The organism is Streptosporangium sp. LJ11 (assembly GCF_051918945.1).
In the GTDB taxonomy this organism is placed as follows: Bacteria; Actinomycetota; Actinomycetes; order Streptosporangiales; family Streptosporangiaceae; genus Streptosporangium.
The window spans coordinates 66,700-92,584 of sequence record NZ_JBPXMB010000028.1; the positions used below are offsets into that span (position 1 = coordinate 66,700).

Below are 25,885 nucleotides of genomic sequence, written 5' to 3' on the forward strand. Positions count from 1 at the left end.
CCCCGTACCCCGCGACGCCGGGGACAGGCGGGAGCCCAGACGGTACGATGCGGTGGCAGGTTCCGGCTATCCCCCCGTGAGGCGCCATGACAACGCCAGCAGGATGGCGGCGAGACGGCAATCTGCCCAACGAGCTGACCAGCTTCGTGGGGCGCACCAGGTTGCTCACCACACTCCGGCAGCGGCTGGGCGAGCACCGCCTGGTCACGGTGACCGGCATCGGGGGCGTCGGCAAGTCCCGCACCGCCCTGCGGATCGCGCACCAGATGCGGGGCGACTTCAAGGACGGCGTCTGGTTCGCCGACCTGGCCCGCCTCCAGGACTCGGGCATGGTCCGCCACACGATCACCTCGGCCCTCGGGATCGCCGACCAGTCCGCCCGCTCGGCGGACGAGACGCTGGTCGAGTGGCTGGGCGACCGCGAGATCCTCCTGATCATCGACACCTGCGAGCACCTGGTCGACGCGTGCGCCGCCCTCTTCGAGGACCTGCTCGGCAACGCCGCTGGGCTGACCATCCTGGCGACCAGCCGCCAGTCGCTGAACGCCAGGGGCGAGCACACGGTCACCATCCCGCCGCTGGCCGTTCCCGGCGACTCCCCGGGCGAGGACGTCTTCACCAACGAGGCGGTGCAGCTCTTCGTCGCGCGGGCCAGCGCGGTGGTGCCCAACTTCATGCTGGACGAGTACAACGTCGGCCCGGTGGCCGAGCTCTGCCGCCGCCTCGACGGCATCCCGCTCGCCATCGAGCTGGCCGCGGTCCGGATGCGCGCCCTGTCGGTGGAGCAGATCCTCGGCCTGCTGGCCGACCGGTTCAGCCTGCTCGCGGGGGCCAGCCGCACGGCGCTGCCCAGGCACCAGACGCTGCGGGCCGCGATCGGCTGGAGCCACGAGCTGTGCGAGCCGGCCGAGCGGCTGCTGTGGGCGCGGCTGTCGGTCTTCGCCGGAGACTTCGAGCTCGACGCCGCCCGCTACGTCTGCTCGGGCGACAACCTCCCGTCCGAGGACATCATGGAGCTCATCTCCAGCCTGGTGGAGAAGTCGATCCTGCTGAGCGACGGCACGCCCTCGGGGCACCGCTACCGGCTGATCGACACCCTGCGGCAGTACGGCGAGGAGTGGCTGGACAAGCTCGGCGAGACGGCCGCGATCAGGCAGAAGCACCGCGACTACTACCTGCAGCTGGCCAAGCGGAGCGAGGAAGCCTGGTCGGGCGCCCGGCAGGTCTACTGGTACGTCAGGATGCGCCACGAGCACGACAACATCCGCGTCGCGCTCGACCACTGCCTGCGCACCCCCGGCGAGGTGCAGGCGGGGCTGAAGCTCCTGTCCTCCCTGTGGTTCATGTGGGTGGCCTGCGGGCTGGCCCGCGAGGGCAGGCTCTACCTGGAGAAGACCCTGGAGCTGGCGCGCCAGCCGAGCCCCGACCGGTGCAAGGCCCTGTGGGTGCTGTCCTACATCAACAGCGCGCAGGGAAACATCACCGGCGCCATCGAGGCGGCGGAGCAGTGCAGCTCCGACGCCGTCAGGGTCGGCGACTCGGGCGCGGTCATCCTGGCCACCAAGATGCTCGGCACGGCCGCGTTCCTGCAGAACGACCTGCAGAAGGCGAGCGCGCTGCTGGGCGTGGCGATCGAGTTCCACAAGAGCGGGCGCGAGCTCAACCCGGGCCTGCTGCCCTCGATCGTCGAGCTGTCCATGGTGCTGCTCATCCAGAACGAGCCGGCCGAGGCCGAGGTGCTGCTGCGCGACTGCATCGCGGTCTGCACCCAGCGCGGCGAGCTGTGGCTGCGCTCGTACGCCATCTACGCGCTCGCCAGCGTGTACCAGGCGATGGGCCGCTCCCCCGAGGCCATGTCGAACGCGCGCGAGGCGCTCCGGCTCAAGCGCTACTTCCACGACGTGCTCGGGATCGGCCTGGCGATCGAGGTGGTGGCCAAGCAGGCGCTGGAGGACGGCCAGGCGGCGCTCGCCGCCCGGCTGATGGGCGGCGGCCAGGCCAACTGGCGGACCTTCGGGATGCCGCAGCTGGGCTCCCCGTTCTTCAACTCCGAGCACGACCGCTGCGTCAAGGAGTGCAAGCGCGTCCTCGGCGAGGAGGCTCACGAGAAGGCCTTCGCCCAGGGCAGGAAGCTGAACCTGGAGGAGCTGATCGTCCTCGCGCTCGGAGACCACGAGGACGGCCAGGTCCTCCGGGGTTGAGTTCGTTCATCCCGCGGGGGGCTTCGGCGCCTCCTGCTGCCAGGCGCCCGTGTAGCGGGAGCTGGTCAGCGAGTAGTCGACGCTGCCGCTGATCCAGAACTCCAGGCCGCGCACGTAGGCGAGCACCGCCTCGGAGCCGAGCGCCTCCAGCGAGGGGCGCAGCGCCACCATGTCGGCGATGGCCCGGTTGCGCATGGCGCCGATCGCCTCCATGGCCTGCTGCCGCGAGTAGCCCCGGTGCCTGGCGAGCACGCTCACCAGGTTGTTGCGGGAGTTGGCGCCGTCGCTCTCCTTGGCGTACGAGATGAGGTCGTTGTCCCAGACGACGACGTCGTTGGCGCTCTCGGTGATCGCCTTGACGTCGGGGTGGCGCCACTCCTCGGGGGTGAGGCTGCATCCGCTGGCGAGGTCGATGAGGGCGAAGACGGTGAGCATGGCGCCGGTGCGGCGCCGCATGAAGATGTAGTCGTCCACCTTCGGCACGACGTCGGCCTCGCGATTGGCGGCCTCCCACACCTGGGCGAAGAGGTAGTCCTTGGTGACGGCGCGCCAGCGGTCGAGCTGGTCGTCGTCGCCGTACGTGGAGATCCTGGTCTTGATCTCCAGGAGCGCCCCGGCGAAGACGTCGTCGACCTCCTGGCCTGCCTCCAGGTCGTCGAGGACGGTGAAGAGCCGGGGCAGGGCGCGGGTTATCTCACCGGCGCCGCGGCCCGACTCGCAGAAGGCGTCGTCGAAGGCGAACAGCCACACGCACCAGTCGGTCGCCAGGCGGAGCGTGTGGTGTTCGGCATAGGGGTACGTGCGGGCTCCCAGCCAGCCGTACTTGGCTTGACGGTAGCGCTCGACGGTCTCGGCGTCCTCCAGGATGCCCCTGTCGACGAGCCAGTCGAGGGTCTCGGCGTTGACCCTCTCGACATGGGGGTTGACCTCACTGGGGAAGGGACAGGGTAACGGGGGGATGCGGAGAGATAGGCCTGACCTACGCTTAGTAGTAGTTCCCACTCCCCCAGGATGGCTGAAGGTGGCCCGTTTTCCTATACGTCAGGAAACACCTGGATATCGTGGTTTCTGAGTTATCGCGCGAACCATTCCAGGTATTCATGCTGGCCGAACATGCGGGCCGCGTCCGCCGCCGAGGGGGTTCCGGCGTGCGGATCGGCCCCGGCCTCCAGAAGTGCCCTGATCACGTCGGGTTCCTTCTTGAAGACCGCGCCCGCCAGCGGCGTCTGCCCGCGGTCGTTGGCCCTGCCGGGGTCGGCGCCCAGCTCGGTCAGTGCCCGGACCGTTTCCGCGTGGCCGTGGTAGGCGGCGAGCATCAGCAGGGTGTCGCCCCTGTCGTTGGTGAGATCGACCGGAACCCCTGCTCCGACGTAGGCTCGGAGTCGCTCCGTCTCGCCGGTCCTCGCCAGGTTGAACAGACGGGTCGCGAACTCCTCCAGCTCAGGGTCAGACTGCATGTGACCCATTGTGCCCCGGTAGGGTGCCGTGTGATCGCCGAGGGTAGGCGGAATTCAGCGGACCCCCCGCGGGTTGAGCTGAAGAGACGACCGACGAAAGGCTGGAAAACGGTGTTCGACCCGACGGATCTCTACCGGCTCAGCGGAGACGTCCCTGAGCTGACCGATCCGGTGCTGCTCTACCACTTCGACGGGTTCGTGGACGCGGGCGGCGCCGGGCGGCTCGCCATCACCCACTTGCTCGACGAGCTGGAGCACCGGGTCGTCGCGACCTTTGACGTGGACCGTCTGCTGGACTACCGCTCCCGGCGGCCCACCATGACCTTCGACACCGACCACTGGGTGGACCTGGAGAGCCCCGAGCTGTCGCTGCACCTCCTGCACGACACCACCGGAACCCCGTTCCTGCTGCTCAGCGGCCCCGAGCCGGACCGGGAGTGGGAGCTGTTCACCGCCGCCGTCGGCACGCTGGTCACCCGGCTGAACGTCGGCAGGCTGGTGACCATCCACGGCATCCCGATGGCCGTCCCGCACACCCGCCCGCTGGGCGTCACCGGCCACGCCAGCCGCCCCGAGCTGGTCACCGGCCAGACCAGCGCCTTCGGCAAGGTCCAGGTGCCCGGCAGCGTGGCCTCGCTGATCGAGTTCCGGCTCGGCGCCAAGGGGCACGACGCCCTCGGCTACGCCGTGCACGTGCCGCACTACCTGGCCCAGGCCGAATACCCGTCGGCCGCGGTGACCGCGCTGGAGGCGGTCACCAGGAGCACCGGGCTGGTGTTCCCGCTGGAGGGCCTGCGCGAGGCCGCGGAGAAGACCGACGCCGAGATCGCCGAGCAGATCCAGGCCTCCCAGGAGCTGTCCACCGCCATCACCGGCCTGGAGCAGCAGTACGACGCGTTCGCGGCGGGCTCCGAGCGCGAGAGCCTGATGGCCGAGTCCTCGGAGATGCCGACCGGCGACGAGCTCGCCGCCCAGTTCGAGGCGTTCCTGGCCGAACGTGACGAGCAGCGCGGTGACTGACCTCCACGCCGGGGACGGGACCGGGCGCCCGTACGAGACCCTGACCGCCGGCTCCTCGGCCGCGCGATGACCGATCTGCGCGTGGGCCTCGTCGGGTACGGGGTGGCCGGGGCGTTCTTCCACGCCCCGCTGATCTCCGCGACGCCCGGCCTGAGACTGTCCGCGGTCGTCACCGGTGACCCGGAGCGGGCCGCCGAGGTTTCGGGGAAGTACGGCGCGCGAGCGGTCCGGGACGCGGCCGAGCTGTGGGACTCCGTCGACCTGGTCGTGATCGCCTCCCCCAACCGCACGCACGTCCCGCTGGCGGAGGCCGCGCTGAAGGCGGGCCTGCCGGTGGTGGTGGACAAGCCGCTGGCCGCGACCGCCGCGGAGGCGCGTGCCCTGGCGGAGCTGGCGCGCGATCTGGGCCTGATGCTGACCGTGTTCCAGAACCGGCGCTGGGACGGCGACTTCCTCACGCTCGGACGCCTGGTCGCGGCGGGCGAGCTGGGCGAGGTCACCCGGTTCGAGTCGCGGTTCGAGCGCTGGCGGCCGGTGCCGAAGGGCGGCTGGCGCGAGACGGGCGGGACCGAGGAGGTCGCCGGGCTGCTGTACGACCTCGGCAGCCACCTGGTCGACCAGGCCCTGCGGCTGCTCGGCCCGGCCGTCGACGTCTACGCCGAGTCGGACGTGCGCCGCTCCGGGGTGAACGCCGACGACGACACCTTCATCGCCGTCTCCCACACGAGCGGGGCCCGCTCGCACCTGTGGGTCAGCGCGGTCACTCCCCGGCTGGGACCCCGCTTCCGGGTGCTCGGCTCGCGGGCGGGCTACCTGAAGTACGGCCTGGACGTGCAGGAGGAGCAGCTGCGCGCCGGTCTGACCCCCGCCTCCCCCGGCTTCGGCGAGGAGCCGGCCGAGCGGTGGGGCACCCTCGGCGCGGACGGCGGCGCGGGTTCCGGTGGCCCCGGTGGCGATGTACGTGCCGTCCCCACGGAGCCCGGCGCCTACGCCGGCTTCTACCGGGCCGTGCTGGCGTGCCTGCGCGAGGGCGCCCCGCCGCCGGTCGCCCCCGGGGAGGTCGTCGAGGCTCTCACCGTGCTGGAGGCCGCCCGGCGCTCGGCCGCGGAGCGCCGGGTCGTCGTCCTGGAGAACCGCTAGCCGAGCGGACGGGCTCGTCCCGGAGAACCCCTGGTTCGCACGGGCGGGCCCGTCCTGCCGGAGAACCGCCACGCGCGGGCGAGCTCGTCCTGGAGAACCGCTAGTCGCGCAGGCGGGCGCGGAGGGTCCGCGAGTCGGCCTCGGTCCAGCCGTGCGAGGCGAGCCACTCCAGCGGGCCGCCGAACCGGTCGTCGAGGACGCTCAGGAACTGCTCCATGTACTCCGGCCTCGGGCGGTGGTCGTCGGCCGGGCGGGTGTCGAGGTCGGTGCGGTAGGTGTTGCTGGAGCGCAGCCGCACCAGAATGCCCTCGATGCGGTCGGCCGTGGCGACGTAGTCGTCGACGATCGCCTCGCGGGTGGCGCCGGCGACCTCGAGCGCGAGGGCGCAGAGGACACCGGTGCGGTCCTTGCCCGCGGCGCAGTGGACAAGGGCGGCCCCCTCGTCGCGGGTCATGGCGCGCAGCGCGGCCAGCACCGAGTCGGGGCGGTCGCGGAGGTAGCCGTAGTAGAACCCGGTCACCCGGAGTTCGGCGAGATCCTCCTCGTCCCGCTCGGTCCAGGGCAGCACCTTGTCGCCCTCGATGGTGTCGGCTTCGACGTCGGTGTACACGCCGCCCTCGGCGAACAGGGTGTGGTGGTGGATGTTCACCTCCGGCACCTCGGTGAGCGGTCCCGGTCCCTCCAGGCGCACCTCGGCGCCCGAGCGCAGGTCGACGACGTTGCGGAGTTTCAGGTCGGTGACGAGTTGCCGGACGTCCCGCCCGGTCAGCCCCTGCAGGTTGTCCGACCGGTAGATCCGGCCGAAGCGTGTGGTCCCGCCGTCCACCGTGGCGAGCCCGCCGAGGTCGCGGACGTTGGCGGCACCTTCAAGATCGATCCAACGCGTCAAGTCGTTCATCGCCTTCGAGTTTATACGTCGCTTTACGCCCGGGCAGTTAACACCCGGCGCCGGTTTCCGTAATTACCGATGTCCTCATATGCCATCCGTAAATGCGCCATATCTCTATCTATGAGGGACAGTGGAAGGACCCGCCTGTACCCCGCCACGAGGAGGTCGCGTGGATCCGAGGAGACGCCCCCCGCACCTGCTGATCGATCCGGCCCTGCCCGACCCGGTCTCCTCTGTCTTACGCGCCAGCCCGCAGGCACTTCGCGCGGCCCGGCTGGGACGGGTCCCCCGCCGCGGCGGGCCCGACCCCGTCAAACTCATCGCGATCGCCGGGCTCCTGCTGCTCATGGCGAGCCTGAGCGCCACGGGAGGCTTCATCGCCGCCCTCGTCCTGATCTCCTTCTCCGCGCTGCGCGGCCTGAGCGACGACCCCGAGAACCGGCGGGAGCGGCGGCGCGTCCGGGTGGCCATGGAGCACAAGGACCGGTTCATCCTGCCGGAGGACCTCGACGGCGACTGCGGTGACCTGCTGCGCCGCACGCAGGACGCCACCGAGACGGTCCTCAACTCCGAGATCAACCGAGCCCGCCTGCTCGACACGATCGACAACGCGGTGACCCTGCCCGACCAGACCTGGCAGATCGCCAGGAAACTGGTGCGGCTGTCGGACATGAAGGCCGAGCACGACCGGCTCGTACCGGGCGCGCCCCCGCCCGAGGTGGCCGAGGCCTTCACCCCCTACGTCAAGGCCCTGGAGATCGCCGAGATCTCACTGACCAGGCGGGTCCGCGCGCTGGAGGAGTACGCCAGGCAGGTCCGCAAGGCCGACGGCGTCTACCGCGCCTACCGGCAGCTCCAGGTGCTCGCCGAGCGGACCCCGCAGTACGAGGCGCTGGTCGCGGAGACCGCGGAGGACGCGCTCGCCCTCCCCGGGCTGGAACACCTGACCGAGCAGGCCCAGCAGGTCAGGAAGCTGTTCCACGAGAGCATCGACGAGGCGCGCGACGCCGCCCGGCACCTGCTGACGGCCGCCGAGTCCTGACGCCCCCGGCCCCGCCCGGCCCCGCGTACGCCTCAGCCGTCCGCGCGGCGCAGGAGTTCCAGGGTGCTGTCCATCCCCGCCTGGTTGCCGAGGCTGCGGTAGATACTCCGGGCCTGCCGCAGGACGGAGACCGAGGCCTCCCGGTCCCCCGCCTCCAGGTGGGCCTCCCCCAGGTAGCGCAGGCTCCTCGCCATCCACCAGCGGTCGCCCAGCTCCCCGAAGTCGTGCACCGCCCGCAGGAGCGACTCCTGCGCCTCGCGCGTGCGGCCGAGCCGCCCGTGGGCGCGCCCCGCCGACAGCTCGGACCTGGCGACGCCCCAGGAGTCGCCGAGCGCGGTGAGCATCTCGGTGGCCCGGCGCACGTAGGTGAGCTCGCGCAGCGCGTTGGCCGGGTTGCCGACCTCCCCGGCCGCGCGCAGGCACCTGGCCTCCTCCCACAGCTCCCCCCGCATCCGGAACATCTCGGCGGCCCGGTCCAGGCTGAACCCGGCCCTCGCGAAGTCCTCACCCGCGGCGCGGACGTCGCCGGCGGCGTGCAGTTCCCTGGCCGTCGCGCCGAGCACCTCGCCGTACGCGCGCAGCGTCTGCGCCTCGGAGTAGCGGTTGCGGTCGCGCTCGAACACCGACAGGGCGTCCTCCAGCAGCTCCCGCGCCTCCTTCGGCCTGCGCTGGGCGAGCCGGAGTTCGGCGAGGTTGCGCTGGGTCCTGGCCACCCACCAGCGGTCGTCCTCACCCTTGAAGGCGGTGATGGCGCCGATCAGGTGGCCCTGCCCGCGGTCGAGGTGGCCGTCGTTGAACAGGGCCATGCCGACCGCGCGCATCGCCCGCGCCGCCCACCAGGTCTCGCCGAGGTCGATGAAGATCTCCAGTGCCCGTTCCGCGTCCTTCATGGCGCTGCGGTGGCCGCCCTGCCCGCCCGCCACCGCCGACCGGTCCAGCAGCGCGATGCCCACCGCCCGCGGGTCGCCCATGTGGTCCGCGGCCTCGCACAGGATCTCGGCGACCGCCCGCCAGTCGGACCAGTAGGCCCGCAGGGAGTGGCAGAGCGAGCAGAAGGCCCGGCCGAGCCCCCAGGCCAGCTCCCACATCTCCATGCTCCTGGCCTGGCCGATCGCGGCGACCAGGGTGAGCCGCTCGGCGTTGAGCCAGTCGGCCGCCGAGGTCTGCTCACGCGTCGCCGCCGGGGCGGGCTCCGCGCCGGTGGGCCTGGCCCTGCGTCCCCAGTCCTGGGGCCAGCGGGCCACGGCCGCGGCCTCCGCGCGGCGGCGGTAGCCGGACAGGACCCGCTCGACGGCCGCCCTGCGGTGGTTCTCGTCGTCGTCGGAGAGTGCCAGCTCGCGGGCGAAGATCTTGACGAGGTCGTGCAGCCGGTAGCGCATCACCCCGGACAGGTCGATGCCCGAGCACTCGGCGAGCTGGGCGTCGATGAGCGCCTCCAGCTGGTCGGCGCCCTCGGGTTCGGAGGTGGCGAGCAGTTCCCCCGCCACCCAGCCGGGCACGTCGGGGGCGCTGACCATGCTGAGCAGCCGCAGCAGGCGGCGCTGGAGCCCGGTGCAGTCGTCGTAGCTCAGCTGCAGGGAGGCGCGCACGCTCTTGTCCAGCCTGCGGCCGATCTCCAGCTGGCTGAGGCGGCTGCGCTCGTCCCTCAGCCGGTCGGCGAGGCGGCGCAGGGTCCAGTTCTCCCGGGTGGCCAGGCGCCCGCCGCAGATGCTGATGGCCAGCGGCAGGTGGTCGCACATCCGTACGATCTCCTGGGCCGACTCCAGGTCGGCGGCGACCCTGTCGTCCCCGGCCAGCCGCGCCAGCAGCTCGACGCCCTGCGCCTCGCTGAACACCGACAGCCGCTTGTCGTAGGTGTTGAGCAGGAACAGCGGCTGCCTCGACGTGACCATCACCGCGCAGCCGGCCTCGGCCGGGATCAGGTCCTTGACCTGGTCGCCGTCGTGGGCGTTGTCCAGGCAGATCAGGATGCGCCTGCCCTTGGTCCAGGTCAGCCAGAGCGTGCGCAGCTCGGCCAGGCCGCCCGGGTCGGTGGTGAGCCGCACGCCGAGCGCGCGCAGGAAGCCGATCAGCACCTCCTCGGGAACGACCGGGGCCTCCACCTCGCCGCGCAGGTCGGCGTAGAGACGCCCGTCGGGGAAGCTGCCGGCGATCTCGTGCCCGAACCTCGCGATGAGCATGGACTTGCCCACCCCGCCCCTGCCGTACACCGAGACGACCAGCGGCGAGGCGCTCCCCGCCTGGTCCCGGGCGCGGCGGCGCTCGGCGAAGACCTCGCGCAGCTCGGCCAGCGACTCGGTACGGCCGGTGAAGTGCGCGGAGACCGGCGGCCACTGGTCGGGCGGGCGCCACGGCGTCCCGGCGGCACCGGCGTCCCGCTCCCCGGACCGCGAACCGGCCGTCGCCCAGGTGAGCAGGCCGACCAGGAGACCGGCGACCGCGGTGACGCCGACCTTGGCCTCGGTGGGCAGGTCCCACACGTCCAGCGAGGTCGCCAGGATACTGGCCACGGCCGCGGTGAGGCCGGCCGCGGCGGGCGCCGCCAGCGGGATCCTGCGTCTCGGCGGTTTCGGCGGTTTCGAACCATGCTGGTCAGGTACGTTCGACGGCCCGGCCATCCACACCCCTCGGCGAAGACCACGGCACGCCGCGGTCCCCGTCCCGGCCGGCGCGTTCTCCCATGATTGATTCAACCAGATGCAATGCCGGTGGCCGCGTGCCTCCACGGCCGCCGGCGGGTGGACCCGCTTCTCCCGGACGCCTCTTTCCGGGGCGTCCTCCGCGCGGGCGCGCCTCTCACGGGGGTCGCGGGCGCCCTCGCGCGAAGTGCCCTTCACGTCACCCGGGCCCTGCCACGGCGCCCGGGTGACGTGTCCGGCCTTTCGCCGCCCTACCGCCCCAGCGCGAGGCAGGTCGCCTTGGCGGTCTTGGACGGGTCGCTCTCGGAGGTGGCGGTCAGGGTCACCTTGGCGAGGTGGGCGCCTCCCGACCCGCGCCGGGCGTTCACGGTGACCACGGTGTTCTCGCCGGAGTCGGCGGTCGCGAGCTCGTTGGGCAGCGAGGCCGTCCAGCCGCGGCCGTCGACGGTCGCCGAGAGCCGGTAGACGTCACCCTTGAGATAGGCGCTCACGTCCTCGGGGTGCTGCCCCCGCGCCTGCGCGGCCCTGCCGGTGTTGAACAGCGGGAAGCGGCAGGACGTCAGGTCCTTTCCTGACGGGACGCCGACGGACGGGAGCACCTTCACGCCGCGCTTGTTCGGCCCGGCGCCGTCCAGGGAGCGGATCGCCACCGTGTACGACAGGATGCCCTTGCGGTCGCGCTTGAGGTCGAGGACGTAGAAGTGGAGCCGGTTGGCCTGGTCCACGTACTCGAACTCCGAGCCCGAGCCGGTGCCCGCGTGGAACAGCGCGTCCGACAGCTGGCGGTAGTCGCCGACCGTGATGGGCACGGCGGTACCGTCCGGCAGCACGTAGTCGGTCATGCCGATGTCCTGCGGGTTGGCGTCGACGACCCACTCGAACGGCGCCCGGTCCTCGTTCTTGGTCTTGGCCAGCAGCACGCCGGAGTCGGGGGTGAAGGAGTCGGCGCCCATCCTGTCCACGACCTCGACGGTGTAGTTGTCGTAGCCGCCGCCGTCGCAGAACGGGTCGGTGTTCGTGTCACAGGCCGGGGCGCGGTCGCCGTCCCCGAAGGCGATGTTGACCCCCGACAGGCCGGTGGGTCCCGGCTGGGCCACCCGGGCCGTCACCTTGGCCACGACGAGACCCGACTCGGCCAGCGCCTCCCTGGACAGGCGCAGCACGTTGGCCTCGTCCACCATCTCCAGCTTGATCTTGTTGCGGAGCATGTGCTGGGCGCCCATCGAGCCGCCCGAGGTGGGCGGGATCAGCCAGCGGCTGTGCGGGCCGCCTGGGCCGTTGAAGCTGCCCCGGCTGAGCATCTCCCAGATGCCGGTGTACGCCCGGCGCGGTGGCACCCCGAACGGGTTGTTGTAGTTGTCGCCGATGCCGAGGATGTGGCTGAGCTCGTGGGCGTAGACGCCCTGCCCGGAGCTCTCGGCCTGGGTGGAGGAGCCGCCCCCGGCGTTGGGCCAGATGGACGAGGCCGAGGCCCAGGACGTCCACTCCACGTAGCGGGTCCTGGCCCAGTTGGGCAGGGCCGGGTCGGGCGGGCCGAAGTCGTCGGTCACCGCCTCCTTGGTCGGGAACTTGATCGGGCCGAACTCCTGCCAGGTGGCCGACTCGTCCTGGCCCGCGCTCAGGTAGAAGACGAAGTCGAAGCCGGCCGGGATCTCCTGGCCGACGGAGCCGACCCACGCCGCCCGCGCGTCGGTCCTGATGTTCCGGGTGCAGGTGTCGCCGGCCGGGCAGGCCGTGCCCCCCTGGAACTCCATGGCGTACTCGTGCGACTTGCCCGGCATCCGGAACGGGCCGAACGCGGTCAGCTCCACGCCGTAGCGGCCTCCCGAGTCCTCCATCCAGTACTCGTGGATGGTGTGGCCCCGGTTGAGCTCGTTGGGGGTGTTGAGGAAGTCCTTGTAGAACTGGGCGACCTGGTCGCGGGGGATGTCGTGGGCCTCGGCGCTGGGGTTCCTGAAGACGGTCGAGCCCTGGGGCTGGGTGACCACGAACGGCTGGTTGGGATAGTCCGCCAGGACGAGCGCGCCGCGGAAGGTGCGCTTGGACCCCTTGACCGCGGGGTCGGCCCAGTTGGTGCCGGGGGGCTTGCGGTAGTCGGCCCACGTCATGTGGTCCGGGTTCTTCCAGTTCTGCGGGTCGATCGGTGCCGGGCCGCCGGGGTCGGCGCGCCGCGCGGTCCCGGCCTCGGGGGCGTCCTTCTGCCAGGGCTGGGTCCGGGGCCAGTGGTCCAGGCGCCAGGGGTGTTCGGGCTCGGGGGCGGGGTCGGCGGAGGCGGGAACGGAGGTGAGCCCGATGGGGATCAGCACGATCGCGGCGAGCAACACTTTCAGCAACCTGGGGGGTCCTATCACGTTAAAAGACGGTATAGACCGTTTTCAGATAGATCAACATTCTTCTGTCAGAAGGTGGGGAGTCCTTGGCCGGAGATGCATTTGAGATCTACCGTCACTCCCCTTAACCTCTCCAAAGGGGACGAACTTACAGGAGTGCCTATGTCGACGCGTGCCGGGCGGATCATCGGCACGCGCCCCCGGGGAATCGTCTCCGTTCACTGCGCCCCCCTCGTCCTGCCCGTCGCGAGCCCTCCCATCAGGGACGGGGCGATCGTCGTCAGGGGCGACCGGATCGTCCGGGTCGGGCCGCGCGCCGAGATCGAGGCCGCCCACCCCCTCCTGTCCCCGACCCGCTGGCCGGGCATGATCGTGCCGGGGCTGATCGACGCGCATCTCCGCCTCGACAGGGCCTCCGCCACGCCGTCCGCGCACGGCGTCACCGCGGCGGGAGGCGTCGCCGCGGACCTCGACGCCGCCTCCACCCTCGGCGAGGCCGGGCTGGGCGGCGTGACCTACCTGGAGACCCGCTGCGAGGACGAGGAGAGCTGGGAGGACGAGGGGCGCGACCGGCTGATCACCGCGATCCGCGAGGTCGACCACCCGGGCGTCATCGGCATCGCCGCCCACTCCCCCGACCCCCACGTCATGGAGGACCTGGCCGTCCTGTCACGGACGTTCGGGCTCCGCCTGCACGCCGAGCCCGGCCGCCACCCGGTCGGGTTCCTCGACGAGGTGGGAGTGCTCGGCGCGGGCTGCCACGTCGCGATCTCCGGCCCGCTGGACGAGGCCGACCGCAAGCTCCTCGGAGCCCGCGGCACGGTGATCGCCATCTCGTCGCCGTTCGCCGCCGAGGGTCTCCTCGACGGCGGGAGCGCGATCGCCGTCGGCACCCGTACGGGCGGCGACCCGCTGTCGGTCGCCCGCGCGCTCTCCCACGCGCCGGGCCACGACCGGCTCCTGGTCGAGGCGGTGACGCTGGGCGGCGCGCGGGCACTGGGCATGGCCGAGGGCCCCGGCCGCCTGGGCTCCCTGGACCGGGGCGGCCGCGCGGACTTCGCCGTCTTCGCCGTGGAGGCCGGCGAGGCCGGCGAGCGGGACGCCTACACCCTCCTGCTGCACGAGGGGCCGGGCCGGTGCGTGGCCACGTTCGTGGGCGGCCGGCCGCGCTGGCGCCTCGACGAGACCGCGAACGCCGGGGACACCGGGGACACCGGGGACACCAGTGGCGCCGGTGACGCCGTGAACACCGTGAACACCGGTGACGCGAAGAGCAGACGTCCGGCCTGACCGCCGCCCGCCCCCGCCGTTCACGGTTCGCGATTCGCCCGGAGCCGTCCGGCGAATCCGCCGCGTCCCCTCTTCGAATTCCCGCGAGGATTAGACAATGGGACATGGCGGAAAACACATCTCATGCGGTGATCATTAAGGAAACACCCGTCGTGATGAAATCGGACTGATTCAACGGGTCCCGTTCTCCCCGTACGAGAAAATCGGAGAAGGACCTCGACGGCCTCGCGCTCCGTCCCCGAACGGCCTGCGGCGTTCGCCCTCGCACCGGGCACCGGGCCGCCGCCCGAGTCCTGGGCGGTCGGCGGGTCGGCGGGTCAGCGGGTCAGTGGGTCAGTGGCCAGGAGGACTGGCGTCGACCGTGCCCAGCAGTTCCCTGAGCCGGTCCTGCTGCTCGGCGGTGAGCACCGAGAACAGCTCCTCGGCCACCCGCCTGCGCGCCTCGCGCACCCGCTCGTACCGCTCACGGCCCTCGCCGGTGACCACGAGCAGGGTGGAGCGGCGATTGGCGGGGTCGACCTCGCGGCGGACCAGTCCGGCCTCCTCCAGGGCGTCGACCACCGGGGTCACCGAGCGCGGCACGATCCGCAGCCTCTCGGCGAGCTGCACCATCTTCAGCGGCGGCTCGGAGTCGACGATGACCCTGAGCGCCCGCGCCTGGCCGGGGCTCAGGCCGAGCGGGCCGAGCCGCTCGCCGTACCCCCGCCGCAGTCGATGGCCGACACCGTGCACCAGGTCGGCCAGTTCCGTCTCCACAGCGCCGAACTTATCCCAGTGCCGCCCGGAATGAATGTGAGGTAACCTCTGTTTGAGTAAACATCACAAAGGAGTTCCATGACCGAACAAACCGGAAGTGCCGTACGGCACGAAACACCCGACATGAACGACGAACCCCGCGCGCCCCTGCGGCGCGTCGTCGGCCTGTTCAGCCCCTACCGGGGCCGCCTCGCCGTCGTGGGCGCCCTCATCGGGCTGTCCTCGCTCGTCTCGCTCGCCTCGCCGTTCATGCTCCGCTCGGTGCTCGACGACGCCATCCCGCACGGCAGGACCGGCCTGCTGACGCTGCTCGCGCTCGGCATGGTCGCGGTCGCCGTCGTCACCAGCGTGCTCGACGTCGTCCAGACGCTGATCTCCACCGGGGTCGGCCAGCGCGTCATGCACGACCTGCGCACCAGCGTCTACGGCCACCTGCAGCGCATGTCCATGGCCTTCTTCACCCGCACCCGGACCGGCGAGGTGCAGTCGCGCATCGCCAGCGACATCGGCGGCATGCAGCTGGTGGTCACCTCCACCGCGGCCTCGATGGTCTCCAACCTGACCACCGTGGTGGCGACGATCATCGCGATGCTCGTGCTGGACTGGCGGCTGACCATCGTGTCGCTGCTGCTGCTCCCCGTCTTCGTCGCGATCAGCCGCAGGGTCGGCCGGGAACGCAGGAAGATCACCTCCGAGCGGCAGCGGAAGATGGCCGCCCTGTCGTCGATGGTCCAGGAGTCGCTGTCGATCAGCGGCATCCTGCTGGGCCGGACGATGGGCCGCGGCCCCGAGCTCACCTGCCGGTTCTCCACCGCCTCGGACGAGCTGGCCGACCTGGAGGTCCGCTCCAGCATGGCCGGGCGCTGGCGGCAGTCCACCATCCAGATCATCATGGCGGCCATGCCCGCGGTGATCTACTGGGCCACCGGGCTGACCTCGGCCGTCTCCATCGGCACCGTCGTCGCCTTCACCACGCTCCAGATGAACCTGTTCCGGCCCGCCGTGTCACTGCTGCGGCTCGGCGTCGACGTGCAGAGCTCCCTGGCGCTGTTCGGCCGGATCTTCGAGTATCTGGACCTGCCGGTGGACATCCACCCCGGCACCCGCACGCCGGAGACCGTACGCGGCGAGATCCGCTTCGAGCACGTCGGCTTCTCCTACGGCGAGGCCCCGACCCTCTCGGACGTCGACCTGACCGTTCCCGCGGGCACCACCCTGGCCGTGGTCGGTGAGACCGGCTCGGGCAAGACCACGCTGAGCTACCTGCTGCCCCGCCTGTACGACGTGACGAGCGGCCGGGTCACGATCGACGGGGTGGACGTGCGCGACCTCACCTTCGAGGCCCTGGCCGAGACGGTCGGCGTCGTCTCGCAGGAGACCTACCTGTTCCACTCCTCGATCGCCGACAATCTGCGGTTCGCCAAGCCCTCCGCCACCGACGAGGAGATCGTCGCCGCCGCGCGGGCCGCCCGGATCCACGACCACATCGCGTCACTGCCCGACGGGTACGACACCGTGGTCGGCGAGCGCGGCTACCGCTTCTCCGGCGGCGAGAAGCAGCGCCTGGCCATCGCCAGGACCCTGCTGCGCGACCCGCCCGTGCTCATCCTCGACGAGGCCACCAGCGCCCTCGACACCCAGACCGAGCGCGCCGTCCAGGAGGCCCTGGACGCCCTGTCGCGCGGCCGTACCACCATCACGATCGCCCACCGCCTGTCGACGATCCGCGACGCCGACCAGATCGCGGTCCTCGACCACGGCCGCGTCGTCGAACGCGGCACCCACGACGAGCTCCTCGTGGTCGGCGGCCCCTACGCCGCCCTCGTCAACCGCGACCGCTCCCTCGCCTCCGCCTGACCGAGGTCACGTTCCACCGGCCGTAAAAGGGCGACACACCATAACGAACATGGCGACAAGTGGCATTGTCGCTGGTAAGCAAGGGATATAGTCTGCCGCGCGTGGTGGAACGAGACGACTACACCAGAACGGCGAAGGCCCGCGTCGACCAGCCGGCAGGGCTCGGCCTGTCGGACCCCGGCATCGGGGAGTTACTGGGGCTGAGCAAGCAGCGGATCCAGCAGATCCGCACGAGCAGGAGCGAAGACCGCCAGAGCGCCTGACACCGCGTCGCCCACCACCTCTCCCGCTCGCCACCGAGCGGGCCGGGAACGGAAGGTCACGCCCCGGCGGACGGGATCCGGTCGAGTGTGATCCCGAAGTGGTCGAGGTAGGCGGGCAGGAGCTCGCTCTCGTCCAGGACGCGTTCGGTGCGCTCGCCGTCAACGGTCTGGATCAGCCTGCGGTCGTGGAGCGTGGTCCTGCCCCGGGCCGTACGCATCGAGCAGACCGGCGCCTTGGTGAAGTGCGACCGCGGGGAGGTCGTCTGCCACCAGCACATCGGGACGAAGTCCGCCAGCTCGTAGGGCCGGGCGGTCAGCCGGTAGGCCGGGTCGCCGTTGTGCGTGATGTCGAGATCGCCGCGGTCGCCGTGGTCACCGGGAGCGGGCGCGATCCGGAACACGCCACCGCCGTCCTTCTGCTCCGCGCGCTCGTCGAGCCGCAATGGCTCATCGGCGAAGTCGCCGAACCCGACGTCGACCAGCCACGGCTCGTCGAGATCGACGCGGAGCACCAGGTGGTCGAAGAGCGGCCCCGGCACGCTGCCGCTGAAGCCCCTGGCGGCCAGCAGCGTCACCCGGTAACCGAGGCCGGTCAGCAACTCGGCGAGCAACCCGTTCAACTCGTAGCAGAAGCCTCCGCGACGACGGCCGACGACCTTGTCGAACAGCGCGTCGGATTCGAGGGAGACCGCCTCACCGAGATGGATGCTCAGATTCTCGAACGGCACCGCTCTCAGGTGCGCGAGCTGCAGGGCCCGCAGGCTCCCAACATCCGGCTTCGCGGGCCGGGTGACACCTAATCTGTCCAGATAATGAGTGATCTGCGACTCGTCCATGGGGCAAGCAAACCACGTACCGGTGCCCGCCGGAATCCCGCCATCGGCAAACGCCCACCCCGCGGACGGAGAGCCGCGACCGGACGAAAGAAGCCGTCGCTCAGGACTAAAAGGCTCGTTGCCGCAGGACACCATCCGCATCTTGAGATGCACGTCATGACTTATCTGACACTGGCGTGATGTCATACCATGAAGTAGCGTTTCAAGCATGGGCGACATCAATACCATCAAAAAAATAATTCTGTTGTCCTCCGCGATTGTGCTCGTGACGGCCTGTTCCGGACAGGCAGGAATGGGTGGTGAATCTCGCGCGGCAGCGGATCGATGGCGTGATTTTCCGTACGCACGAGATCCACGCCCGATAGTCATCGTTGACGATCTCCCCAAGTCCGTGGGTAACGCCAGGCCGGGAACGCGGTTCACTTTGCGGGAGAAGCTATCCGACGATCCGCCGAAGAGCCAGGAGATCCTCCTCCACGGAGACAGGGTGAGCCTAACTCAGATATCGGCAGCGGATGCTTTCGATCGCCTCTCTGAGCGGCTTCGACAATTACCCGGCGAGACCATGACCGTCGTCGAAGCGCGCCTGAACCCATTGGAATGGATGACAGACAGGGGCTCGCTGTCACTTCCCTCGTGGAGCTTCCATACGGACAACGGAGGATCGGTAAGCTGGCCGGCGGTGAGCCCTGACGCGTTTTGGCGCCTTGGTCAGACAAGGCGATCATCGGCGATCGTCAGTGTGTCTCTGGACACGTCGAAAACTTCGCTTTCCTTCGAAATGATCGCCGGTCCGAATGCCTGCGGCAGCTCGACGGGTGGCGATCATTTCGAAGCCGGTCAGCTCCAGTCCGCTGTGGTGATCTTTACCGGTGAATCGAGTACCGCGCAGTCCGACTGCGATCAGCCGGCTTTCGCAATACTGAGGAGCGGAACCGTACGAATCGATCGACCGCTAGAGGGAAGGGTCGTTGTCGATCAGCAAGGTAACCCCGTGCCGGTTGAAATACCGTGAGATCACCGCTTCCGGCAGAGTTTCACTACCGGTCGCACACGCTCTCGAATCGTCAGTAGGCTCGCAGCTGTATCGGGAAGTCCGCCAGCGCGGTATATACATCCTGGAATATCAGGCTGCCCGAGGTCGATCCGGATGTCACACCGACCGGGTGAACGTACCCGGCCGTGTCCGGGTAGAAAACCGGCCCTCCACTGTCACCAGACAGCGACCCCTGCCCGTAGAGCTGATTGGCACGGAACAGGTCGTAGTGGCACGCGTAGTTGCCGTATGGATCGTTACCGCAGTAGGCGTAATCGCCGCTGGTCACGACCTCGAAGTCACAGACCGCACCGCTCCTCTGCCCGGAGTGGCAGAGCCACTGTCCTTCGTATACGTGACCCCAGCTCGCGATTCGCTTTGAGAACTCGGCCGAGGTGTTCCACCCTCCCACCACTCCACCGTCCCACATGTGCCTTGCCGCGCCGTTTGGAACATGAATCAGCGCCAAATCATGGTCGGTTCTTTCGAGGAGCGTTTGACCAACGTACACGGAGCGATCGCCGTTTCGCCAGTGCGTATACATGCCGGTACAGTGAGCCGCTGTGAGCAGATATTGAAAGCTGGGATTGCTCGTCGCCGCCACCGGCCATCCTGCGGTGCAGGCCAGACCGTCGTCACTGACAATACGCATTCCTCCATAGAACGGCGCGGTGTCGTTCATGCGTCCAGCAGGAACCGCCCGCTTGGCGATCTTGACCTCAACGGGCACGAAAGAGTCAAGCGAGCCGTATGTCTTACTGAGGTCCCTCTTGGCGTATGAGGTCTCGGCCTCGACGTAGACCCCGCTGCCGTCGGACTCTATGCCGACGGCATGAAGTGGCCCGCCGGGGTTGTCGACAAGGTCTTTCCTGATCGCCTCCGCGGTTTTCCTGAGTTCCTCCCGCGAGAAGCGGGCCGAATCCACCTTCACCGGAGCGCTCAGACGCGCCTGGGCAAGAACCGGCTCCACCTGAGCGGGAACGTCCCCCTTCCACCAGAGCCGAACGAAGCCGTCTTCCAGCTTGAGTCCGGCGAATCCCAGGTCTTTGGTGCTGGAATGCACGGCGTCCATGACCGGATCGGCTGCCCGCCGAAGTAGTTCCTGCGCGTTCATCCTTTCTTTTGTCTCGGGCGAGAGGTAGCTGAAGGGCTCCTTCTCAACCTGTTCGCCAGGCTTTGGCGGATCTTCCGACGAGAGCGTGAGCGCATGCGCCGAGGTGGCCGTATTGCTGACCACGAGTGTGAGGACGAGCAGCAGCATCGGAAGTTCGTATAATCGCATCGTAAACCTCATCTCATGGAGATATGAATGCCGAGTCGATCACACTTCGCAGAGATTATCAACAGATTGACACCATTGTTTCCTGCGGCAACCTAGGCAACTTTTTATTTGTCCCCAAAAGAATGGCCGAGTGTCGCGATGACGCCGAGAAGGTTACGAGATCATAGATTCTTTCTTAAGATTTGGATCTGATTGTCCCGGTAAATCTGATCCCAAAATCAGATCCGGTCACCGCGAAGCTCGGCACCGGGGTTTCACACGTCGTCGGCGAGCGCGGCCAGCAGGTCGGCGCTTTCATGGACGGTGCAGGGCCATGGTGAAGCGGCGCCTGCTGGGCCGCGAGGCGACGGGTGGCGACGCGTTGCCGATCGGGTGATCCTCGCAGCGATCGTGACGCTTTCCTAAGAAGGCTGATCGGCCAGGCGGATGGCGAGCTCGATGCGCCAGCGGGTCTTCATCGGCTCGGACCTCGGGTCGGTGAGATAGGCCTCGTACCGGCAGCCGAACCGGTCACCGGCCGGGTCCTCCACGCAGTCGAACGTCAGGCCCTGTCCCCGCGCCCACTCGATCAGGGTACGGTTCGCCCGGCGACCGTGGTTGACGTAGGTCAGCGTCGCATACCGGCCCGCCGGCAGCACATCGGGGCACACCCTGCCGTCGCCCTCGACCGGCTTCTCTGTGACGACACCGACCTCGACGTCCATCGAGCCGGCCATGTCGATCACGTGCAGGCGGAAGAAGGCGGGGCCGAAATCGACGCCCCGCTCGTCGAGTCGGCCGTACAGCTCCTCCATGAGCCTGTCCCGGACGGCGAACATGCCGCGGAACGGCGTGACCACCCGAATGCCGGCGCAGTGCCGATCCGGCTTGACGTCGACCGAGGGGCCCTCGAGGATCTCCACCCGTACCTCCGTTGCGACGCCGGCCGCTCATCCGCTACTCACGGGCGGCATCACTATGCCGCATCGGGCGGTGCCGGGTCGACGTTCCGGATGCGCGTGAACACATCTCCTCGGTCGAGCCCTTCACAGGGTCTGAACGCGAGCTGTGCAGGCAGCGCCACAAGCCCCGCCCGCCCGCCGATAGGTTCTCTTCCGTGCCGGATCGTGATGTCTCCCCGTTACGCGTGTCGTACTTCGTCCTCAACCGGGAGCTGAGCCAACGCGTCCGCGAATGGGGAAAGACCCAGGGGCTGAGCGTCAGCGAGCGTGGTCGTATCGACTCCCAGGTCATCGACGCCTTCTTCGTGGCCGATCCCGACGCGCTCGCGGCCGCGGACCGGGTCGAGCTGGTCCGCGCCACCGTCCGGGAACCGGGTGACGGGCGCGCGACCCCCGACGACTACGCCTGGCAGGACGACTCCGGGACGCTGGGCCCCAACTACACGCTCACCTTCGTCGAGGGCCTGGACGAAGGTGAGGTCCTGCGCCGGTTCGGAGTCGCACCGCAGGACGTCGGGCCGCTCACCGACGAGGATGTGTACGAGCGTCTTGAGGTGACCGGCGGCCAGGGTGACCTCGTCATGGTGGTCGCTCTCGGAGCGTGGACCGTCGCGGTGGAGAGGTCGGGCTGGCAGGGGGTGCGCCCCGAGATGCTCCGAGAGCTGTCACGAGACGGCGGGCAGGCCATCGCGGTCAGCCGCCAGGACTACGGCCACCACCGCTTCGCCCATGCCGCCGACGGGCAGGTCCACACCTCCTTCGACCCGGGATTTCCAGGTACCCGTGAGGGCGCCGACCCCGGCCACCTAGACGATCACCTGCGTGAGCTCGGCATCGACCCCGCGGCCGACGATCAGATCGACAACCACCTGCCCGCCGCCCTGGCCCTGGCATCGAGGGTCAGCGGTGTCATGCTCACTCCCGCCCACCTCGAAGGGCCTCTTCTCGGCGGGCGCATCACCACCCCGCTCGCGGTCTGACCATCCACCGGACACCTATTCCGGCCCCGGTATCCGGTCATCTCCCGTGACCGTTCGAGCGTGTCTTGGTCGATGATCGCTTGTTGGCGTGAGACATGGAGACGTTCATGCGGCAGCTCGTGACGCCACCCGCACCACGACGTACCCAGGCCTCCGTCACGTATCTCACGTGGCGGAGAAGTCGAACTCCCCGTCCTTGACGCCGCCGATGAACGCCTCCCACTCGGCGCGGGTGTAGACGATCACCTCGCCGTCGGGCCGGTGACTGTGACGTACGGCGACCCGCCCGCTGCCGTCGCCCAGCGGCCCGGCCTCGACGCAGTTCCCACCGCCGTTCTCACTTCGCGTACTGACATGCCAAACGACACCGGCCAGCTCACCGGGGGCGGGCACCTCACGCCCTTTCATCACGTTCACCTCAACAACTCCTCTGCCGTCGCGGAGATCAGCTTGGCCGACTCCTCACATGTGAGAGCGAGCTTCTGCAATTCATCGTATGTCTGCACCAAGCGTTCCGTATCTGGCGATTCGACATATATGGCACCCTTCGCGGTATCCGCGTAAGCGACCTCGGGAAAAGGATCCTCAACCTTGAGAATCCGGAACGCACCGGTTGGACTGGCATGCGCTCCGGCGCTGAACGGGAGTACACGAACCTCGATGTTCGGCTGGGCGGCACATCCAGCCAGATGCCGGAGTTGTGTCGCCATGCATTCCGAGCCGCCAACCTGACGCCGGAGTACCCCCTCGTCGACGATCACCGACAGTCGCGGCGGAGCGTCACCCTTGAGGATCCCCTGACGGGCCATGCGAAGTTCGAGCCAGCGCATTCTCTGCTCGACGTCGACGTCGAAATCAGCCGCAGCGATCACTGCACGCGCATAAGCCTCGGTTTGCAACAAACCAGGTAGCAGCGTGTTGTCGAACGTGTGAATCCTCCTGGCTCGTGACTCCAGCCAGACGTAGTCGATGAGCCAGCCGACGACCTCTCCGGCATAACCGTCCCACCAGCCCTTCTGCCAGACCTCCTGGCTCAGCTTCAGCAACGCCTCACGGCGATGACCGTCCGCGACGCCATACAGGTCGAGGAGCGCGAACAGGTCGGGTCTGCGAATGGGGTATCCGCCGGACTCGAAGCGGCTGATGGTGCCCGGATCACGTTGCAGATACTCGGCCACATCCTTGAGGAGGAGATCGTTGGCCTCCCTCAGTTCCCGAAGCTGCTGACCGAGCCACTGGGAACGCAACGTGATCCACTTCGGAGCAGCCATACCCATTCCTTCCGAGCTGGGCGCGCACATCGAGGCGCGATCCAATCGATGAGGTCGGACAACTTGTCGAGCCCTTACAGTTGTGCCACTATACCGAAAGTAATCAAGTGATCACAGTAAGTACACAAAAACGGCAGTTGACGACCAATTACGAGTTATGGGGTTACGTCAACATCGAGAAACAGAAAAGGGACCAGGGTGGGCTTCGCTTGGAGGCCACGCCCGCCCCGGTCCCGGCGGCCGGAAAGGAAACACCCGAGATGGAGCACTTCAACGGTTCCGACCACCCGATTGTTTACCACGGCACGAGCTCGCCGGAGGCGGCAAACGAAAGCGGAGGAGACGCCTTTCCCGAGAATGCCGGTCCTACCAGAGATGACGTGCGGGCGCTGGCCGGTGGCCTGCCCCGCGTGTTCGCGCTGGTCCAGGAGTTCGGCGACCACGACGGAGAGGGCGTCGCGGAGGTGGTGGCGTACGGGCTGGCCCTGCCGGGCGGGGAGGCGGCCACCGTCGGGGTGACCGCTCGGGGGTTCGGCAGCTGGCGGAGCGCCGACAGCGCCGCGTACCGGCTCCGCTCCGATCTCGTCTGGCTCGGAGAGGCCGACAACTGATCGGCCACGTCCTTGTGCGGCGACGGCCTGGCCGCGCCAGGTGGTCGCCCGGCGCCGCGTAAGCCTGAACGAGGACCGCGTCAGCGGGCCTCACCGTCCGGGCTCACGCGAACAGCGCTGACACCGTCCAGGCTCGCGCCAAGACCGGCCAGGATCGCGCTCAGCCCGTACTCGAAGTCGGCGTCGGCCGCCTCGCGGGACTCCCCCGGTGCCGGGCGGTCGGCGCCCGCCTGCTCCTCGACGGCCCACCCGACGGTGTAGCGGCTGATGACCAGGACGGCCCGCCGGGCGTCCGCCGGGGGGAAGCCCGCCTCACCGAGCACGTCGATCACGAGGTTGGAGGTCGCGACCTGGTTCCCGACGGGCCGGGTGCCGATGTGCAGCCGCGCGCCGTCGCGGTAGGTCAGCAGGCTCCGGCGCAGTGCCCGCGCCCGTTCGGCGAGCCAGCCGGCCCAGTCCTGGCCCGGTCCCGGGCGGGCCAGGTGCGCGAACGCGTCCTCGACCATGGCCGCGGCCATGTGGTCGAGCAGCTCCCGCTTGCTGCCGAAGTGGCGGTACAGGGCCGGTGACTGCACGTCGAGCTCCTGCGCCAGCCGCCTGGTGGTCAGCCCGTCGAGCCCGACCTCGTTGAGCAGCCGCAGCGCCGTACGCATCACCGTGGCGCGCGTGTGTCGCATCCGTTGCCTCCCCACGTCTTGTTATCGACGATAACTTCACCTGGCCAGAGGCGCTCGGACCGCGGATCCTCGCGAGCCGGGCTCCAGAAGATCACCTCGTGTTCACGCCAAGGGGTGGCGAAGGTCGCCTGAGCGATTTACGTTCCGGCTGATGACCATGTATCGGCCAACCCGGAGGCAACGATGGATCGTCGGACCGTGTTACGCGCTGCTGTCATCGGAGGCGGGGGCGCGGCGTTCTCCGGAGCGCTGTGGGGGCAGGCCTTCGGCGCCGTCGCCCAGCCAGGACCCAGCCCGTACGGCGGCCTGCTCGCCGCGGACGCGAACGGCATCCAGCTCCCGCCGGGGTTCACCAGCCGGGTGATCGCCCGATCCGGGCAGCGGGTCGCCGGCCACACCTGGCACTGGGCGCCGGACGGCGGGGCGTGCTTCCCCGACGGCGCCGGCTGGATCTACGTGTCCAACTCCGAGATCCCGCTCGCCGGAGGGGCCTCCGCGGTCCGCTTCGCCGCCGACGGCTCCATCACGTCGGCGTACCGCATCCTGTCCGGCACCAACCTCAACTGCGCCGGTGGCGCGACCCCGTGGGGCACCTGGCTGTCGTGCGAGGAGATCGCGCTCGGCCGGGTCTTCGAGACCTGGCCCGCCGGCGGGCGCTCCGGCGAGGAGCGCACCCGGATGGGCCGCTTCAAGCACGAGGCCGCCGCCTGCGACCCCGTACGGCAGGTCGTCTACCTCACCGAGGACGAGGACGACGGCTGCTTCTACCGCTTCGTCCCCGACACCTGGGGTGACCTGCGTACCGGAAGGCTCCAGGTGCTCTGCGCCCCGGCCGGTCAGGTCACCGGCCCGGTGACCTGGCAGGACATCCCCGACCGCGACGGCTTCCCGACCGCGACGCGGCGCCAGGTCGGCGCGGCCAAGCACTTCGACGGCGGCGAGGGCTGCTGGTACGACCGCGGCGTCTGCTACTTCACCACCAAGGGCGACAACCGGGTCTGGGCGTACGACACCGCCGCCTCCACCCTCGACCTGGCCTACGACGACTCGCTGGTGACCGGCGGCGCCGCCCCGCTGACCGGCGTGGACAACATCACCGGAGCGCCCAACAGCCGCGACCTGTTCGTCGCCGAGGACGGCGGCGACATGGAGATCAACGTCATCACCTCCGAGGGCGTCGTGGCGCCGTTCCTGCGGGTCCTCGGCCAGTCCTCCTCCGAGGTCACCGGCCCCGCGTTCTCGCCGGACGGCTCGCGCCTGTACTTCTCCTCCCAGCGCGGCACCTCGGGATCGTCGACCGGCAGCGGCGGCATCACCTACGAGGTGACCGGCCCCTTCCGCGCCCAGCCCTGACGGTTCCTCCCCGA

General features: G+C 69.5%; 23 protein-coding genes. 11 read left to right on the forward strand and 12 right to left on the reverse strand.

Annotation, left to right across the window (positions count from 1 at the left end; all coding sequences use genetic code 11):
- Positions 1–86: 86 nt before the first annotated feature.
- Entirely contained in the window at positions 87–2,201 is a 2,115-nt protein-coding gene (locus ACTOQ3_RS34385; RefSeq protein WP_440087648.1) for an ATP-binding protein, read from the forward strand.
- A gap of 6 nt (positions 2,202–2,207) precedes the next feature.
- On the opposite strand, the gene ACTOQ3_RS34390 is transcribed toward ACTOQ3_RS34385, so the two are convergent.
- The gene (locus ACTOQ3_RS34390) at positions 2,208–3,203 is read right to left on the reverse strand and encodes a 4-epi-cubebol synthase (protein ID WP_440087649.1); all 996 of its coding nucleotides are present in this window, start codon (positions 3,201–3,203) and stop codon (positions 2,208–2,210) included.
- A gap of 71 nt (positions 3,204–3,274) precedes the next feature.
- The gene (locus ACTOQ3_RS34395) at positions 3,275–3,667 is read right to left on the reverse strand and encodes an ankyrin repeat domain-containing protein (RefSeq protein WP_440087650.1); all 393 of its coding nucleotides are present in this window, start codon (positions 3,665–3,667) and stop codon (positions 3,275–3,277) included.
- 102 nt (positions 3,668–3,769) lie between these two features.
- On the opposite strand from ACTOQ3_RS34395, the gene ACTOQ3_RS34400 reads away from it, so the two are divergent.
- Entirely contained in the window at positions 3,770–4,678 is a 909-nt protein-coding gene (locus tag ACTOQ3_RS34400) for a proteasome assembly chaperone family protein (protein ID WP_440087651.1), read from the forward strand.
- A 66-nt stretch (positions 4,679–4,744) separates the two neighbouring features.
- A complete protein-coding gene (locus ACTOQ3_RS34405) occupies positions 4,745–5,818 on the forward strand; it encodes a Gfo/Idh/MocA family oxidoreductase (RefSeq protein WP_440087652.1) in 1,074 nt (357 codons plus the stop codon).
- A gap of 100 nt (positions 5,819–5,918) precedes the next feature.
- Here ACTOQ3_RS34405 and ACTOQ3_RS34410 read toward each other — a convergent pair whose 3' ends face one another.
- Positions 5,919–6,716, reverse strand: coding sequence for a tyrosine-protein phosphatase (locus tag ACTOQ3_RS34410; RefSeq protein ID WP_440087653.1), 798 nt, complete (start codon positions 6,714–6,716; stop codon positions 5,919–5,921).
- 160 nt (positions 6,717–6,876) lie between these two features.
- Between ACTOQ3_RS34410 and ACTOQ3_RS34415 the strand changes: the two genes are divergently transcribed.
- Positions 6,877–7,749: a hypothetical protein gene (locus tag ACTOQ3_RS34415; RefSeq protein WP_440087654.1), complete on the forward strand. Its 873-nt coding sequence runs from the start codon at positions 6,877–6,879 to the stop codon at positions 7,747–7,749.
- A 32-nt stretch (positions 7,750–7,781) separates the two neighbouring features.
- On the opposite strand, the gene ACTOQ3_RS34420 is transcribed toward ACTOQ3_RS34415, so the two are convergent.
- Both ACTOQ3_RS34420 and ACTOQ3_RS34425 read right to left on the reverse strand, forming a co-directional pair.
- The gene (locus ACTOQ3_RS34420) at positions 7,782–10,259 is read right to left on the reverse strand and encodes an NB-ARC domain-containing protein (RefSeq protein ID WP_440087655.1); all 2,478 of its coding nucleotides are present in this window, start codon (positions 10,257–10,259) and stop codon (positions 7,782–7,784) included.
- A gap of 380 nt (positions 10,260–10,639) precedes the next feature.
- Positions 10,640–12,712, reverse strand: a complete 2,073-nt coding sequence (locus tag ACTOQ3_RS34425) for a M6 family metalloprotease domain-containing protein (protein ID WP_440087702.1) — start codon at positions 12,710–12,712, stop codon at positions 10,640–10,642.
- 168 nt (positions 12,713–12,880) lie between these two features.
- Between ACTOQ3_RS34425 and ACTOQ3_RS34430 the strand changes: the two genes are divergently transcribed.
- A complete protein-coding gene (locus ACTOQ3_RS34430; protein ID WP_440087656.1) occupies positions 12,881–14,008 on the forward strand; it encodes an amidohydrolase family protein in 1,128 nt (375 codons plus the stop codon).
- 333 nt (positions 14,009–14,341) lie between these two features.
- Here ACTOQ3_RS34430 and ACTOQ3_RS34435 read toward each other — a convergent pair whose 3' ends face one another.
- Positions 14,342–14,764 carry a MarR family winged helix-turn-helix transcriptional regulator gene (locus ACTOQ3_RS34435; RefSeq protein WP_440087657.1) on the reverse strand — a complete coding sequence of 141 codons (423 nt, stop codon included), beginning with the start codon at positions 14,762–14,764 and terminating at the stop codon, positions 14,342–14,344.
- 78 nt (positions 14,765–14,842) lie between these two features.
- Here ACTOQ3_RS34435 and ACTOQ3_RS34440 point away from each other — a divergent pair, with 78 nt between their 5' ends.
- Entirely contained in the window at positions 14,843–16,621 is a 1,779-nt protein-coding gene (locus ACTOQ3_RS34440; RefSeq protein ID WP_440087658.1) for an ABC transporter ATP-binding protein, read from the forward strand.
- A 101-nt stretch (positions 16,622–16,722) separates the two neighbouring features.
- The gene (locus tag ACTOQ3_RS34445; protein ID WP_440087659.1) at positions 16,723–16,884 is read left to right on the forward strand and encodes a hypothetical protein; all 162 of its coding nucleotides are present in this window, start codon (positions 16,723–16,725) and stop codon (positions 16,882–16,884) included.
- 56 nt (positions 16,885–16,940) lie between these two features.
- Here the strand turns inward: ACTOQ3_RS34445 and ACTOQ3_RS34450 are convergent, their stop codons facing one another.
- Positions 16,941–17,720 (reverse strand): arylamine N-acetyltransferase family protein, encoded by a 780-nt coding sequence (locus ACTOQ3_RS34450; protein ID WP_440087660.1) that lies wholly within the window; start codon positions 17,718–17,720, stop codon positions 16,941–16,943.
- A gap of 208 nt (positions 17,721–17,928) precedes the next feature.
- Here ACTOQ3_RS34450 and ACTOQ3_RS34455 point away from each other — a divergent pair, with 208 nt between their 5' ends.
- On the forward strand, positions 17,929–18,735 hold the full coding sequence (locus ACTOQ3_RS34455; RefSeq protein ID WP_440087661.1) for a hypothetical protein: 807 nt from the start codon (positions 17,929–17,931) through the stop codon (positions 18,733–18,735).
- A gap of 52 nt (positions 18,736–18,787) precedes the next feature.
- Here ACTOQ3_RS34455 and ACTOQ3_RS34460 read toward each other — a convergent pair whose 3' ends face one another.
- A complete protein-coding gene (locus ACTOQ3_RS34460) occupies positions 18,788–20,017 on the reverse strand; it encodes a S1 family peptidase (RefSeq protein WP_440087662.1) in 1,230 nt (409 codons plus the stop codon).
- Positions 20,018–20,439: 422 nt separating this feature from the next.
- Positions 20,440–20,940 carry a GyrI-like domain-containing protein gene (locus ACTOQ3_RS34465; RefSeq protein WP_440087663.1) on the reverse strand — a complete coding sequence of 167 codons (501 nt, stop codon included), beginning with the start codon at positions 20,938–20,940 and terminating at the stop codon, positions 20,440–20,442.
- Positions 20,941–21,134: 194 nt separating this feature from the next.
- On the opposite strand from ACTOQ3_RS34465, the gene ACTOQ3_RS34470 reads away from it, so the two are divergent.
- Complete coding sequence (locus tag ACTOQ3_RS34470) at positions 21,135–21,959, forward strand: DUF6461 domain-containing protein (RefSeq protein ID WP_440087664.1); 825 nt, start codon at positions 21,135–21,137, stop codon at positions 21,957–21,959.
- A gap of 165 nt (positions 21,960–22,124) precedes the next feature.
- Here the strand turns inward: ACTOQ3_RS34470 and ACTOQ3_RS34475 are convergent, their stop codons facing one another.
- Both ACTOQ3_RS34475 and ACTOQ3_RS34480 read right to left on the reverse strand, forming a co-directional pair.
- Complete coding sequence (locus ACTOQ3_RS34475) at positions 22,125–22,367, reverse strand: DUF397 domain-containing protein (RefSeq protein ID WP_440087703.1); 243 nt, start codon at positions 22,365–22,367, stop codon at positions 22,125–22,127.
- Between the two features lie 5 nt (positions 22,368–22,372).
- A complete protein-coding gene (locus ACTOQ3_RS34480; protein WP_440087665.1) occupies positions 22,373–23,230 on the reverse strand; it encodes a helix-turn-helix domain-containing protein in 858 nt (285 codons plus the stop codon).
- A gap of 380 nt (positions 23,231–23,610) precedes the next feature.
- Between ACTOQ3_RS34480 and ACTOQ3_RS34485 the strand changes: the two genes are divergently transcribed.
- A complete protein-coding gene (locus ACTOQ3_RS34485; RefSeq protein ID WP_440087666.1) occupies positions 23,611–23,841 on the forward strand; it encodes a hypothetical protein in 231 nt (76 codons plus the stop codon).
- Between the two features lie 80 nt (positions 23,842–23,921).
- Here ACTOQ3_RS34485 and ACTOQ3_RS34490 read toward each other — a convergent pair whose 3' ends face one another.
- On the reverse strand, positions 23,922–24,518 hold the full coding sequence (locus ACTOQ3_RS34490) for a TetR/AcrR family transcriptional regulator C-terminal domain-containing protein (protein ID WP_440087667.1): 597 nt from the start codon (positions 24,516–24,518) through the stop codon (positions 23,922–23,924).
- 198 nt (positions 24,519–24,716) lie between these two features.
- On the opposite strand from ACTOQ3_RS34490, the gene ACTOQ3_RS34495 reads away from it, so the two are divergent.
- Positions 24,717–25,871 (forward strand): alkaline phosphatase PhoX, encoded by a 1,155-nt coding sequence (locus ACTOQ3_RS34495; RefSeq protein WP_440087668.1) that lies wholly within the window; start codon positions 24,717–24,719, stop codon positions 25,869–25,871.
- The last annotated feature ends 14 nt before the right edge of the window (positions 25,872–25,885 follow it).